We start from the raw sequence: 14801 nt of genomic DNA, 5'->3' as shown, positions 1-14801 counted from the left end.
CCCGCCATGAATGGCGAGGTTTTACGGCGCAGGGGATAAACGCGCCCAACGCCACGGTAAACAACACTGTCCAATACAAAATCAGCAGGCTAATCAAGAAAATATCAGTCGAAATCAAGGCTTGTTCACCCGACAAAGGCCACGACCAACCATACCACAGCCGCATTAAAGCAGCAGGCAACAAAAAAACCGCACTGCCATACAGCGTTAACTTTGGCATCGCTCGTAACACTTCACGCTCAATACCAGGTGGCGATGGAGGAAACTGTGGTAGCCGATTAAATAATCCAGACATAGTATTTCCCCTGCGGTTTTGTGGCTTTCAATAGACGCATAGTAGAAATAATCACCACTATTTGTCAATAACAAATCATGGACAAAAAATTATTGCAAATTTGATATTGCAGTATTGATTGAGGGTAAGTTGGGGGTGGGGAAGGAGTTGTTAGCACCGGCTTCGCTTATACTGATTGTTCTGCCACGCCACCGCGTGTCAAACACAATGCCACTGCCGACCGCCTTATCACCCCGCCATCACTGCCACAAAAAAGCAAAACATGATTTGATGCCTGTCCCACTGGTTTTGCCTAAGTTATCATCTTGGCTTTCTTCTATTTGGTTTTAGAAAGTCTGTTATGCAACTGCGGTTTAGCAAAATGCAAGGGTTGGGCAATGATTTTGTGGTGGTGGATGGGGTGCGCCAACAGGTGAATTTATCGACAGACCAACTACAACAGCTGGGTGATCGTCGTTTTGGCATTGGGTTTGACCAATTGTTATTGGTTGAACCACCGCACGACCCCAACAACGATTTCCGCTATCGCATTTTTAACAACGATGGCAGCGAAGTGGAACAATGTGGCAATGGTGCCCGTTGCTTTGCCCGTTTTGTTTTCGAGCAGGGTTTGACAGATAAAAAACAAATTCGGGTAGAAACCGCGCGCGGGGTGATTGTGCCGGAGTTATTGGACGGCGGTTTAGTGCGGGTAGATATGGGCAAACCTCGTTTTGAACCTGCTGAAATTCCGTTTGTTGCCGAGCAAGATGCCGTGGAACATCTGTTGGCCCTCGATCAAATTAATATCGCTGTCGGCGTGGTGTCGATGGGCAATCCCCATGCCGTGTTATGCGTGAATGAGGTGGACACTGCCCCGGTAGCAGAATGGGGCCCACACATTGAACATCATCCGCGTTTTCCGCAACGGGTTAACGCAGGCTTCATGCAAGTGGTTGATCGTAGTCATATTCGCTTGCGTGTATTCGAGCGTGGTGCAGGGGAAACCTTGGCTTGTGGTACGGGTGCCTGTGCGGCGGTGGTGAGTGGAATTCGCCGAGGCTTACTCGATGCCAGTGTTGAAGTGACCACACGCGGCGGGGTGTTACGGATTGAATGGGCAGGAAATGGCCATTCGGTATGGATGACTGGGCCTGCGGTAACGGTGTTCCAAGGCGAGGTCACACTGTGAAAGGGGACGATATTATGGCGATGAATGCAGCAGATATTGCTGCGTGGTTGGCTTCACATCCTGAGTTTTTTCATGACTATGCCGAGATGTTGGCAGAAATTCAGGTGCCACATCCTCATGCCGCCCATAGCGTGCCATTGATTGAACGCCAGTTATTGCTATTGCGGGATAAAAATCGGCAGTTGGCGTCACATATGCGCGAGTTGCTGCGGTATGGCGAACAAAACGATGTGATTGTTGACCGTGCCCATCGGATGGCAATTGATTTATTGCGCGCAAACACCGCAGAACGGGTGCTGCAAATCTCGTATAGCCATTTACGCTTAGATTTTGCCGTTCCGTGTGCCGATATTCGTTTGGTTCATCCCAGAGCACAGGGGTTGGGTGAAATTTATCTGGCGAATATCCCCGAACTCGAACGCTTGGGCGAACGGCCTTATTGTGGGCCGTATGCCAGCGATGCGGTGTTGCAGTGGTTCCCCGACGCCCACCGCATGCAATCCTTTGCACGGGTGGCACTGCGGACGGTGCGTGGAGAAGTGTTTGGTATGTTGGCGTTGGCTAGCGACGACCCGAATCGTTTTACTTCGGATATGAACACCGAATTATTGAGCCGAATCGCCGCTTTGATGGCGGCAGCGTTTGAACGTACGCTAGAGCTTTGATTAGGCCAGAGGGCGCTGCAATGCGGCGCCTAAAGCGCGGAGTTGTTGCATCAATTCGCTGAGCTGGCTTGGCGTTAATGCTTGGTCGGCATCACACCATGCCTCGCAGGGGTTAGGATGGACTTCAATCAGCAAACCATCGGCCCCTGCGGCCACTGCCGCACACGATAACGCCGGCACCATCCACGCTTTCCCACCGGCATGGCTAGGATCAACAATCACCGGCAAATGGGTTTCACGCTTCAGCACTGGAATGGCGGTAACGTCCAACACATTGCGATAGGCGGTTTCAAAAGTACGAATGCCGCGCTCACAGAAAATAATATTGTGATTTCCCCCCGCCGCAATATATTCGGCGGCCATCAGCCATTCGCTGATGGTGGCGGATAAACCGCGTTTTAAAATCACGGGTTTGTTGACTCGCCCAACTTCTTTCAGCAAATCAAAGTTTTGCATATTGCGGGCACCAATTTGGATCACATCAACATCGTATTCCAAGAAGGTGTCTAACATCCGCACATCCATCAATTCGGTCACGATGGGTAATTGACGACTGCGGGCGGAATGTAAAAAGTATTCTAAACCAGTGATGCCCAAACCTTGGAAAGCATAAGGGCTGGTACGCGGTTTGAATGCGCCACCGCGCATCATGCGACAACCTGCAGCCACCACCGCTTCTGCCGCAGCATCCATCTGTTCTTGGGTCTCGACCGAGCAAGGGCCAGCAATGACCTGCACCGGCAAACCACCGCCTAATTTAATGCCGCGAATATCGATCACAGTATCGTTGCTATGCCCTTCACGTGACACAAAACGATAGGGTTTCACGACATGCATGGCTTTTTCGACCCCTGGCAGTCGTTCGAATACTTCGCTGCTCAGTTGACGCTCATCACCGACGGCGCCAATTAAAGTGCGCTCGGTGCCGCGCGAGACATGCGCGGTTAAACCAGCCCGTTCAATACGCTCGACCACCGCTTGAATCTCGGCTTCTTGCGCTTGGCTTTGCATGATGATAATCATCGACACGGCTTCCTAAAAAAAAGCCCCTTGCCCTGTGAGAGTCATTAACAGCGGAGCTGTTGGCACACAGGGGAGAAGGGGACGGGGTAGGGAATTACGACAGAAGTTTGACTAAAGCTTGTACCGCTTGTTGTGCTGCGGTAAAGACCTGCGCTGGGGTGGCATCACCATACATATACGCTGGTGCAGTGATAATCGCGTTGTTGTGATCGACACACGCTTGATCGACTGGTGTCACCACATGTGGGATACCCCAGCTGGCGGCGGCTTTTACCATATCAGGGTATTCGCAATCCCCCAAAGTCAGTTGCACATTGCTCAATCCGACATCACGGGCAGCAATGGCGACGGCGAGGGGGGCGGCGCACAGTGCCACCACCGGTTTTTTGGCTTGGAGCGCTTGGCGCAGGACTTGACCAATATCATCAGCCAGTTGCGCTTTGTCGCCTGCGGTTAAAAAATCGGTGAAATTTTTCACTGCACCAAAGCCACCCGGCATCACCACTGCGGCATAATCTGCCACCTCAAGCGCATCGAGAGCACGAATTTTACCGCGAGCAATCCGCGCTGATTCGGTCAGAATATTGCGGCTTTCTTCTGCCACTTGTCCCTGTGCATGATCGATGACATGCATTTGTGGGCGATTAGGGGCAAAAAAGGCGACATCCAATCCTGCTTGTGACAGCGCCACCACTAGGCTGACCGCTTCGGTCAGTTCAGAACCATCGTAAACACCAGAACCAGATAACACCACGGCAACGGGTAGGGCGGAAGACGTCATGAATAAGCTCCTATAACAAGCAATGCCCCCAGTATGGGGGCAAGACGGGAATTAACCTGCGTAGTGCTGCAAAGCGTCGCGCAAGACGGTGATAAAGCGGGCATTTTCTTCAGCTAGGCCAATGCTCACCCGCAGGCTGTTTGGCATGCGGTAGCCAGCCAATGGCCGCACAATCACCCCATGATGCAGCAAATAGTCATTGATTTGTGCCGCTTGATCGCAGTGGAAGGTGACAAAATTGGCACGTGAAGGGATAAAACTCAGCCCCATCTCGGTCAAAGCAGCGGTAATTTGCTGCATTCCTTCATCGTTGACACGGCGGCTCTCTTGTAAAAAGGCCTCATCTTGCAACGCAGCCACGGCAGCCGCTTGCGCCAGCGAATTAACATTAAACGGCTGTCGCACACGGTTCACCAAATCGGCCACTTCGCTATTACTAATCGCGAAACCCACGCGCAAACCAGCAAGACCATAGGCTTTGGAGAAAGTGCGGCTGACAATCAGATTTTGAAATTCACGGCTCCATTCCACACTGTCGCCGCCTTCACCCTCGGCCAAGTATTCGGTGTAGGCCTCATCCAGTACCACTAACACTTCTTTTGGCACACTGGCGATAAATTGATACAGCTCATCGGCCGGTAATAGCGTGCCGGTGGGGTTATTGGGGTTGGCGATAAAGATCATTTTTGTTTTTTCAGTGATCGCCGCCCGCATTGCCGCTAAATCATGTCCCCATGCCTTAGCTGGCACTTCGACCCCTGTTGCACCAGTGACTTGGGTGACCAGCGGATACACGGCAAAGGCAAACTCCGAATAGATGGCCTCATCCCCCGCCCCCAAGAAAGTCCGCGCCACCAGCTCTAAAACATCATTTGAACCGTTGCCGAGAATCACTTGCTGTGGTGCTACTTTAAAACGCGAGGCCAGCGCCTGTTTTAGCGCAAAGCCATTACCATCGGGATAACGTGCCAAATCGGCCACAGCGGCTTGTAATGCCGCCTGTGCTTGTGGCCCCATGCCGAGTGGATTTTCATTCGAGGCCAATTTCACAATCGAGGCCTCGTCTAAATCCATCTCACGCGCTAATTCGCTGATAGGTTTTCCGGGTTGATAGGGGGCGATCGCACGGATCGACTCGGGGGCAAGGGTTGCGTACAACATGAACACTCCAAAATCAACGTAAAATTAGGCACCAGTGCGGTCTAACCATTTTGGTACAGTGACGGCCTGATAGCCGCTTAAGCGTTGAATCAGGTCTTCTGGTTCACGGGCATGGACAATCAAAGACAAATGGTCGTTGCGGATAAAACCTTGGGCGGCGGAGTGGCGTAAAAACGCCACCATCGGCAAATAAAAATCTGCCACATCCAATAGCCCCACTGGCTTACTGTGCATACCAAGTTGGGCCCAAGTCAGAATTTCGAAAAATTCCTCAAAGGTGCCGAAGCCGCCGGGCAAGGCGACAAAGCCATCGGCCAATTCGGCCATCTTCGCTTTGCGGCTATGCATCGAATCGACCACATGCAATTCAGTCAATCCAACATGGCCAATTTCTTTTTGCATCAGAAATTCGGGAATCACCCCTACCACTTCGCCACCAGCGGCCATCACCGCATCAGCCACCACACCCATCAATCCAACACGGCCACCGCCATAAATCAGGCGTATGCCACGACCTGCTAATTCCAACCCCAACAAGCGGGCGGCAACTTCATACTCTGGGCGATTGCCGAACTGAGAGCCACAAAATACGCACAGATTTTTCACAATGTCCTGTTCCTTAAATCACCGCCACCGGATATGAACCAATCACTTTCACAAAAGCCGCCCGTTGGCGCAAGGCATCTAATGCTTCTTGCATCTTTTGGTCGGCTTGGTGACCTTCTAAATCCATAAAGAATACATATTCCCACAATCCGGTGCGAGAGGGGCGAGATTCGAGTTTGGTCATGCTGACACCGGCATCGGCCAAGGGGGCTAACAAGCTGTGGACTGCCCCTGGGCGATTTTGTGCAGAACACACCAAAGTCGTTTTATCACGGCCCGATGGCGTGGCATCTTGATGCCCCAATACCAAAAAGCGCGTGGTGTTGTTGGGTTCATCTTCAATATTTTCATGCAGCCGCACTAAACCATAGCGTTCTGCGGCTGCAGTGCCAGCAATAGCAGCAACGGTTTCATCTTCGCTGGCCAAGCGTGCGGCTTCGGCATTGCTCGCCACCGACACGCGCTCAACATCGGGCAAGAAACGGTTTAGCCACTCGTGGCATTGAGCCAGCGATTGCGCGTGAGAATAGACCTTACGCGGGGGTGGAGCGTCTGGGTTCTTACGCAATAAATGATGATGAATGCGCAACACCACTTCGCCACAGATTTTCAGCGGCGTACTGACCAGCAAATCTAAAGTTCGCCCGACCGCCCCCTCGGTGGAGTTTTCCACCGGCGCAACCACATAGTCACAGTTGCGCGCCTCAACCACCCGAAATGCCTCATCAATCGAGACACACGCCACGGTATTGGCCGCATGGCCGAAATGTTTCACCGCCGCCGCTTGGCTAAACGTCCCTTCGGGGCCTAAGAAAGCAATCGACAGCGGTTTTTCCAATGACAAACAAGCCGACATGATTTCACGGAACAGAATCGCCACCGATTCATCTGGCAGTGGACCTTGATTCAAGTCTTTAATGCGGCGTAAAACCTGAGCCTCACGTTCAGGGCGATAAATCACCCCGCCGCCTTTAATCTCACCAATCGCACGGGCATGGCCGGCACGTTGGTTGAGTAAAGACAAAATTTCTGCATCAATGCTGTCGATGGCATGGCGATGGGTACTTAAGGCTTGGTCGTCGTGGTTAGGGGCATGAGGGGCAGCAGACATAATCTTTCCTTCGGGCATTAACGCGGATGGCGGCTGGCGAAATCGTGCATAAAGCTAACCAGCGCTTTGACACCATCAATTGGCATCGCATTGTAGATCGATGCCCGTAAGCCACCCACCGAACGGTGCCCTTTGAGTTGTACTAAGCCGCGATCTGCTGCTTGTTCAAGGAACAAGGCATCCAAGGCCGAATCATGAATGCGGAACGGCACATTCATTTTTGACCGGAATGGCGCTTCAACAGGGCAGCTATAGAAACCGGCGCTGTCTTCAATCGCTTGATATAACAGATGGGCTTTTTCTTCATTGCGTGCGGCAATGCCCTTAATACCACCTTGGGCCAACAACCATTTGAACACCAAACCAGCGATATAAATCGAGAATGTCGGTGGGGTGTTATACATCGATTCAGCGTCAGCATGAACGCGATAATCGAACATGGTTGGCGTTGCTGGCGATACTTCGCCCAATAAATCTTCACGCACAATCACCACAGTCAACCCTGCGGGGCCAATGTTTTTCTGGGCACCGGCAAAAATCAAACCGTAGCGGTTGATATCGATTGGGCGTGATAAAAAGTCGGAGGACATATCACACACCACCGGCACATCAGCAGTGGGTTCGAAGGGGAATTGCACACCACCGATTGTCTCGTTCGAGACATAATGCAAATACGCGGCATCGGGTGAACAACGCCACTGTGCTTGTTCTGGCACATAGCTAAAGGCGCGGTCTTCGCTGCTGGCAACAATATTGACATTTGCAAAGTGCTTGGCTTCTTTTGCTGCCATTTTCGACCAATGACCGGTCAACACGATGTCAATGGATTGTTTTCCACGCAACAAATTCATTGGCACCATCGCAAATTGGCTGGTGGCGCCGCCTTGGAGAAACAACACTTTATAGTTTTTTGGAATATCCAATAGCGTGCGTAAATCAGCTTCGGCCTGATGGATGATCTCCATAAATTCGCGTCCGCGGTGGCTCATTTCCATTACCGACATGCCAGAACCATGCCAATCAGCCAATTCACGTTGTGCGTCTAACAACACTTCATACGGCAGGACCGCAGGCCCTGCAGAAAAGTTATACACCTTACTCATCAGTTGAGAATCTCCGAGGGCCGCCGCAGCGGCAGGTTAAGCCAATAAGAAATGGGCGCGCGCCACAGCGACTGGCTGGCGGGCATCTTCTTGCCATGCTTCAATCAGCATGTGCGCTACACGCTTGCCTTGCTTGGTCAGTGAACAGCGCGCAAATAGCGGTTGTGGCCGGCCACTTTTCAAATAATCCAAAGAAAAATCGATCACCTTGGGCGGTTCGAGGGACTCGCGAATCCACATGAGATGAATTAAGGCCGCATTTTCTAAAAAACCACCGATCACGCCGCCATGCAAGGCAGGGAGGATGGGATTGCCGACATTACGCTCGGCAAAGGGCAAGGTAAACAGCAGATTTCCTTCGCCATCTTCAGACATTTCAACCCCTAATAAGCGGGCGTAAGGAATGCTGTCAATAATCCCGTGATAGTCTTTGGCATCACGTAAGGCTAAAAAACGGGTCATGTAATCGCTGGTCATGCCTGTCCTCCGCCTAAAACTGCCCGACTTGAAGCCCGCATAAAGGTTGCTAGACCGTGCGCAATCGGATTATTCATGTCCTGTTGGTAACACACCGCACGAGTAAAGGCGATTTGTCGTCCCAACTTATAACATTCCGCCCGACAGAACACGGTTTGCTGTGGTTGTGCGGGCTTGAGATAGTCAATACGCAGGTCGAGCGTGGCCATCGCTTCCGCTTCTTCCAAGCCAGTGAATGCAGACAACGCGCTACAGGTATCGACCAAGCTGGTAATCACGCCACCATGTAATACACCCGTGGCAGGGTTACCGACTAATTCCTCCCGCCAATCCACCGCTAAAATGACCCAATTCTCTGCGCTATCTACAAAACGCAGACCCAGCGTGGCGCAATGCGGCAAGCTGACGAACCATTGTTGCATGCGGTCAATCAACGGTGTCATGGACCACCTCGCTGCTCTCGCCTTCGACTTCTGTCTCATCTAGGGCGCTGTCGTCCTCATCACGTTCGGCAATTTTTTCCAAACTGACTAATTTTTCGCCGTCGTCCAAGTTAATCAACCGTACCCCTTGCGCCGCCCGACCGGTTTCCCGAATTTCAGCGACACGGGTGCGAATCAACACACCACCATCGGTCATCAGCATCAATTCGTCAGTTTCTTCGACCAAGGCCGCAGCGACCAAGGCACCGTTGCGTTCACCTGTATCAATCGCAATCACGCCTTGTGTACCGCGACGGCTCTTACGATATTCACTGATTGGTGTGCGTTTGCCATAGCCTTTGGCGGTGGCGGTTAGCACTTGGGCAAAGTCGGCGGCGTTAGCAGGGGCGGTCAACATGGCAATCACAAAATTGCCTTCTGGCAGTTCCATCCCTTTAACACCACGCGCACTGCGGCCCATGGCACGGACTTCTTGTTCATCAAACCGCACCGCTTTGCCTGCATCGGAGAACAACATCACTTCATGGCTGCCATCGGTCATCGAGGCACCAATCAGATAATCACCCTCATCTAAACCCAAGGCGATAATGCCGCTGCTGCGCGGACGGGAGAAGTCGGACAGGGCGCTTTTCTTCACAATACCGGCGCGGGTGGTCATAAAGACAAAACGGTCATCGCTAAATTCACGCACCGGCAAGATGGCGTTGAGTTTTTCGCCTTCGGCCAGCGGTAATAAATTGATGATCGGCTTACCGCGTGAATTGCGGCTGCCCTGCGGTAGTTCATAGACTTTGATCCAATACACCCGACCAAAGCTCGAGAAACACAGTAGGTAGTCGTGGCTATTGGCAACAAAAAGATTATCAATGAAATCTTCTTCTTTGGTTGCCATTGCCTGTTTACCGCGTCCGCCTCGGCGTTGGGCTTGGTAATCACCAATCGGCTGCGCTTTCATATAACCGCTATGCGACAGCGTGACCACCATATCTTGGCGTGGGATTAAATCTTCGATATGAATATCGGCGCCATATTTTTCGATTTCTGAGCGGCGAGCATCACCAAACTGCGTTTTGATTTGGTTCAACTCTTGCGCGATGATTTCGTTCACGCGCTCGGATTTCGCCAAAATATCCAGCAGATCGATGATGGTATCCATCACTTCGCGGTATTCACCGATGATTTTGTCTTGTTCCAGACCAGTCAAACGCTGTAAGCGCAACTCTAAAATGGCCTGAGTTTGTGCTTCGGACAGGCGATAACCGGCGGCAGAAAGACCATATTCTGGCAATAAACCTTCTGGGCGGGCTTGTTGTGCATCGACTTTGCTCAACATCTCGCTAACCAAAGCAGACGGCCATGTCCGCGCCATCAATTCACTCTTAGCTTGTACTGGATTTGGCGCGCCTTTTACCAAAGCAATGACCTGATCGACATGCGACAATGCCACCGCCAGACCTTCTAAAATATGACCGCGCTCACGCGCCTTACGCAGTTCAAACACCGTGCGGCGAGTCACCACTTCACGGCGATGGCGCAGGAAAGCTTCTAGGATTTGTTTTAAGTTAAGCAAACGTGGCTGACCATCAACCAAGGCCACCATGTTCATACCAAAACTGTCTTGCAGTTGGGTGTGTTTGTATAAATGGTTCAGTACAACATCAGGTGTTTCATTGCGTTTGAGCTCAATCACCACCCGCATACCTGATTTATCCGATTCATCACGCAAATCGGAAATGCCTTCCACCACTTTCTCACGCACCAACTCACCAATTTTGATTAACAAATTGGCCTTGTTGACCTGATAAGGCAACTCATCAATGATGATGGCTTGGCGGTCTTTGCCAAATTCCTCAACGTGAGTACGCGCACGAATCACCACCCGTCCACGGCCAGTGCGATAGCCTTCACGCACCCCAGCTGTGCCATAAATAATGCCGGCGGTGGGGAAGTCGGGCGCAGGGATAAAATCAATCAGTTCGTCAATGGTTAAGTCGGGCTTATCGAGTAAAGCCAACAGCGCATTCACCACTTCATTGAGGTTATGCGGTGGGATATTGGTTGCCATCCCGACGGCAATCCCCGAGCTACCATTGATCAATAAGTTCGGAATTTTGGCAGGTAGAACCAGCGGTTCGTGTTCAGAACCATCATAGTTCGGGCCAAAATCAACCGTTTCTTTTTCAATGTCGGCAAGCAATTCATGGGCAATCCGCGCCATGCGAATTTCGGTATAACGCATCGCGGCTGCATTATCACCATCCACCGAGCCAAAGTTACCTTGGCCATCAATCAGGGGATAGCGTAGCGAGAAGTCCTGTGCCATCCGCACAATAGTGTCGTACACCGCCGTGTCGCCATGTGGATGGTATTTACCAATCACATCACCCACGATACGGGCAGATTTCTTATAAGCACGATTCCAGTCGTTATGAAGTTCGTGCATCGCGAATAACACGCGGCGGTGAACAGGCTTGAGGCCATCACGCACGTCGGGGAGCGCGCGCCCTACGATTACGCTCATGGCGTAATCCAGATAGGAACGACGCATCTCCTCTTCGAGACTGATGGAAATGGTTTCCTTGGCGAATAATTGGTCTGTCATGAGGTCAGCGCACACACTTTGCGGTACGAAAAATGACCAAGATTCTAGCACGGACAGCGCCCTAAACACAGGCAGCAATAAAATGAAATTAGATGCAAACTATGTTCCTTGCAGTAGCCATAGCTAAGGGAGTCTAAGCTTGCTAGATGCCTTGCTTGGGTAAAACCGATACAATCCGCCCGTTTTCGACTGTTGCTCACGCTTGGGAGACTGTATCTTGCATCCTGCTACCCTTTCTTTACCCTCTTGGATGGCCGCGCAACAACATCAGGTAGAACAGGCTCTATTGCGTGTTTTACCTTCTGAACAAAAACACCCACAGCGTTTTCATGCAGCAATGCGCTATGCGGTGTTAAACGGTGGTAAGCGGGTACGGCCTTTGCTGGTATATGCAGCAGGTGAGCTCAGTCAAGCCCCCACCGAGGTGTTAGACATCGCCGCGTGTGCGGTTGAGCTGATCCACAGCTATTCATTAGTGCATGATGATTTGCCATGTATGGATAACGATGTCTTGCGGCGTGGCAAGCCGACTTGTCATATTGCCTTTGATGAGGCAACCGCGCTGCTGGCTGGCGATGCTTTGCAAACATTGGCGTTTGAGATTTTATCCCAACCCCTACCCAATCTCACGGCAACAACACAACTGTTACTGTTGAAAGAATTAAGCCATGCCAGTGGTGCGGGTGGGATGGCAGGTGGTCAGGCGATTGATTTAGCGGCCGTGGGCAAACAGCTCAACCAAGCTGAATTGGAACAGATGCACTGCTTAAAAACCGGTGCGCTCATTCGTGCTGCTATCTTGTTGGGTGCGCACGCGGGGCAAATTGAAGCAGAACACATTGCGGCCTTGGAACGTTTTGCTGGCCGGATGGGTCTGGCCTTCCAAGTGGTGGATGATATTTTAGATTGTGAAGCGGACAGTCAAACCCTCGGCAAAACTGCCGGTAAAGATGCGGCCCAAGACAAACCCACCTACGTCAGTATCATGGGCCTAGCGGCAGCCAAAGCGTTTGCAGCAGACTTGCATCAAGATGCCCGTGCTGCCTTAACCCCATTTGGTGATGATGCCAAGCGCCTGTTGCAACTGGCCGACTACATCATTACTCGTTCTTTTTAATGGATGAATGCTTGCCATCATGAGCTTACTTGACCGTATCGACTCCCCTGCGGATTTGCGTGCCCTCGACCGTAAGGACCTGCCTGTGTTGGCGCGTGAATTGCGAGAATTTCTTGTGGAATCGGTCAGCAAGACCGGTGGACACTTTGCCTCGAATTTAGGCGCCATCGAATTAACCATTGCCCTGCATTATGTGTTTAACACCCCAGACGATCGTTTGGTGTGGGATGTCGGGCATCAAACTTATCCACATAAAATCCTGACTGGCCGCCGCCATTTGATGCACACCTTACGGCAAAAGGGCGGGATTGCAGGCTTTCCAAAACGTTGTGAATCGCCGTATGACACTTTTGGTGTCGGTCATTCTTCCACTTCGATTTCAGCCGCCCTCGGCATGGCGGTTGCCGCCAAACAAGCCCGCCTCGATCGCCGCGTGGTAGCGATTATTGGCGATGGCGCGATGACCGCCGGCCAAGCGTTTGAAGCGTTGAATAATGCTGGCACGATGGATGCCAATTTATTAGTGATTTTGAACGACAACGATATGTCGATCTCGCCTAATGTCGGCGCGTTAAATCATTATCTCACTAAGTTAATGAGTGGTCGTTTCTATGCCAAGATGAAAAAAGGCTCGAAAAACGTGCTTGGCATTGCCCCACCATTGCAGAAATTAGCGGCGCGGGCAGAAGAACACGTCAAGGGCATGATCACGCCGTCCACGTTGTTTGAAGAATTTGGTTTTAACTATCTTGGCCCAATTGACGGCCATGATTTGCCGACCTTAATCGACACCCTCTCCAATATCCGTCAACTCTCTGGCCCGCAGTTTTTACATGTGGTGACCCGTAAAGGGCAAGGTTATAAGCTGGCCGAAAATGATCCAGTGTTATATCACGGGGTCTCGAAATTCAGCCCAGCCAGTGGTTTAGCCACCACAAAAGGGACGAGCAAGCCAAGCTACACCCAAATTTTTGGTGATTGGTTATGTGATATGGCCAAAATCGACCATCGCTTAGTAGGCATTACGCCGGCGATGCGCGAAGGCTCGGGTTTGGTGCGTTTTGAAAAAGAACATCCCGACCGCTATTTCGATGTTGGTATTGCCGAGCAACACTCGGTAACCTTTGCCGCAGGGATGGCATGTGATGGTTTGAAACCCGTGGTAGCGATTTACTCCACTTTCTTACAACGTGCCTACGATCAGTTGATCCATGATGTGGCAATTCAAAACTTGCCGGTGTTGTTTGCCATTGATCGAGCTGGCCTAGTCGGTGCCGACGGCCCAACTCATGCCGGTGCTTTTGATTTGTCGTATTTACGTTGTATTCCCAATATGGTGGTGATGGCCCCTTCTGATGAAAATGAATGTCGTCAGATGCTCTACACCGGCTTTTTGCATGATGGGCCAGTGGCGGTACGTTATCCACGCGGCAGTGGCAGCGGCGTAGTGCCTGATAGCAATATGAGCGCCTTTCCTATCGGCAAAGCGCGGGTGTTACGGCAAGGACAAGGCGAAGTCGCTATCTTGGCGTTTGGCAGCATGGTGCATCCAGCGTGGCAAGCGGCGGAAGCCTGTGATGCCACGCTGGTGGATATGCGTTTTGTGAAGCCATTGGATGTAGCGTTATTAACCACATTGGCAGAGAAACACCGTTATTTTGTGACGGTTGAAGAGAATGCTGTGGCTGGTGGCGCAGGGGCGGGCTGTGCAGAAGCCCTCACCACCTGTTCCCAACGCCCAGCTTTCTTACATCTTGGCCTGCCAGATGAGTTTGTGGAACATGGTGATCCAGCGGTGTTGCTGGCGGACTGTGGTTTAGATGCCGAGGGGATTCTCACCTCGGTAAAAATGTGGTTATCGGCAGCACATCAGCAAACAGATTGATCGCTTAACAGCGCAGGGGCGAACCGGTGGGTTCGTCCCTACTGACACACCTCCTCAACCACAACTAAGCAGAAACAAACTTGCCGTAGCTTGCTCTGTCCATGTCCACGACTTCAACATTGACTTCCTCCCCGCCCTAAAGAGCGGGGATTCCTTCTGCAAGACGGCGAAGTCCCGCCGCGAGAATGTTTTTTGCTGCATTGGTGTCGCGGTCGTGTACTGCGCCGCAATTGCTGCAAATCCATTCTCTTATTCGCAAACTTGCCCTACCTTTCGGACTGCTGGCGGGTATGACACCGCAGCACGAGCATGTTTGGGTTGAAAACGCTTCGTTGATTTCCTCGAACACCACACATTGCCT

15 protein-coding genes are annotated in these 14801 nt (G+C 51.6%); 4 read left to right on the top strand and 11 right to left on the bottom strand.

Features of this window, described 5'->3' with window-relative positions:
• The coding region (locus G465_RS0111000; RefSeq protein WP_022654516.1) for a hypothetical protein at positions 1–295 on the bottom strand (295 nt) is incomplete at its 3' end.
• Positions 296–635: 340 nt separating this feature from the next.
• Between G465_RS0111000 and dapF the strand changes: the two genes are divergently transcribed.
• The gene (dapF, locus tag G465_RS0110995) at positions 636–1466 is read left to right on the top strand and encodes a diaminopimelate epimerase (RefSeq protein ID WP_022654515.1); all 831 of its coding nucleotides are present in this window, start codon (positions 636–638) and stop codon (positions 1464–1466) included.
• A gap of 14 nt (positions 1467–1480) precedes the next feature.
• Complete coding sequence (locus G465_RS0110990) at positions 1481–2131, top strand: DUF484 family protein (protein ID WP_162138829.1); 651 nt, start codon at positions 1481–1483, stop codon at positions 2129–2131.
• Here G465_RS0110990 and aroF read toward each other — a convergent pair whose 3' ends face one another.
• The 9 genes from aroF to gyrA all read right to left on the bottom strand — a co-directional run bounded on the left by aroF (position 2132) and on the right by gyrA (position 11438).
• Complete coding sequence (gene aroF / locus G465_RS0110985) at positions 2132–3154, bottom strand: 3-deoxy-7-phosphoheptulonate synthase (protein ID WP_022654513.1); 1023 nt, start codon at positions 3152–3154, stop codon at positions 2132–2134. It lies immediately after the preceding gene.
• Positions 3155–3248: 94 nt separating this feature from the next.
• Positions 3249–3935: an isoprenoid biosynthesis glyoxalase ElbB gene (elbB, locus tag G465_RS0110980; protein WP_022654512.1), complete on the bottom strand. Its 687-nt coding sequence runs from the start codon at positions 3933–3935 to the stop codon at positions 3249–3251.
• Positions 3936–3986: 51 nt separating this feature from the next.
• Entirely contained in the window at positions 3987–5096 is a 1110-nt protein-coding gene (gene hisC, locus G465_RS0110975) for a histidinol-phosphate transaminase (protein WP_022654511.1), read from the bottom strand.
• Between the two features lie 24 nt (positions 5097–5120).
• Positions 5121–5702: an LOG family protein gene (locus G465_RS0110970; protein WP_022654510.1), complete on the bottom strand. Its 582-nt coding sequence runs from the start codon at positions 5700–5702 to the stop codon at positions 5121–5123.
• Positions 5703–5715: 13 nt separating this feature from the next.
• A complete protein-coding gene (gene pheA, locus G465_RS0110965; RefSeq protein ID WP_022654509.1) occupies positions 5716–6813 on the bottom strand; it encodes a prephenate dehydratase in 1098 nt (365 codons plus the stop codon).
• Positions 6814–6830: 17 nt separating this feature from the next.
• On the bottom strand, positions 6831–7916 hold the full coding sequence (gene serC, locus G465_RS0110960; RefSeq protein ID WP_022654508.1) for a 3-phosphoserine/phosphohydroxythreonine transaminase: 1086 nt from the start codon (positions 7914–7916) through the stop codon (positions 6831–6833).
• A 36-nt stretch (positions 7917–7952) separates the two neighbouring features.
• Complete coding sequence (locus tag G465_RS0110955; RefSeq protein ID WP_022654507.1) at positions 7953–8393, bottom strand: PaaI family thioesterase; 441 nt, start codon at positions 8391–8393, stop codon at positions 7953–7955.
• Complete coding sequence (locus G465_RS0110950; RefSeq protein WP_022654506.1) at positions 8390–8836, bottom strand: PaaI family thioesterase; 447 nt, start codon at positions 8834–8836, stop codon at positions 8390–8392. Before G465_RS0110950 ends, G465_RS0110955 begins: the two co-directional genes overlap by 4 nt.
• Positions 8820–11438, bottom strand: a complete 2619-nt coding sequence (gyrA, locus tag G465_RS0110945) for a DNA gyrase subunit A (RefSeq protein ID WP_022654505.1) — start codon at positions 11436–11438, stop codon at positions 8820–8822. Before gyrA ends, G465_RS0110950 begins: the two co-directional genes overlap by 17 nt.
• Positions 11439–11655: 217 nt before the next feature.
• Here gyrA and G465_RS0110940 point away from each other — a divergent pair, with 217 nt between their 5' ends.
• Positions 11656–12555 (top strand): polyprenyl synthetase family protein, encoded by a 900-nt coding sequence (locus G465_RS0110940; protein ID WP_373277233.1) that lies wholly within the window; start codon positions 11656–11658, stop codon positions 12553–12555.
• Positions 12556–12574: 19 nt separating this feature from the next.
• Positions 12575–14440, top strand: a complete 1866-nt coding sequence (gene dxs, locus G465_RS0110935; RefSeq protein ID WP_022654503.1) for a 1-deoxy-D-xylulose-5-phosphate synthase — start codon at positions 12575–12577, stop codon at positions 14438–14440.
• Between the two features lie 136 nt (positions 14441–14576).
• Here dxs and G465_RS15560 read toward each other — a convergent pair.
• A partial coding sequence (locus G465_RS15560; RefSeq protein WP_155846544.1) for a zinc ribbon domain-containing protein occupies positions 14577–14801 on the bottom strand: 225 nt, incomplete at its 5' end.

Source organism: Aquaspirillum serpens DSM 68, from assembly GCF_000420525.1.
In the GTDB taxonomy this organism is placed as follows: Bacteria; Pseudomonadota; Gammaproteobacteria; order Burkholderiales; family Aquaspirillaceae; genus Aquaspirillum; species Aquaspirillum serpens.
Note: the sequence above shows the minus strand (reverse complement) of the source record. Positions and strands in the feature narration are given on the sequence as shown.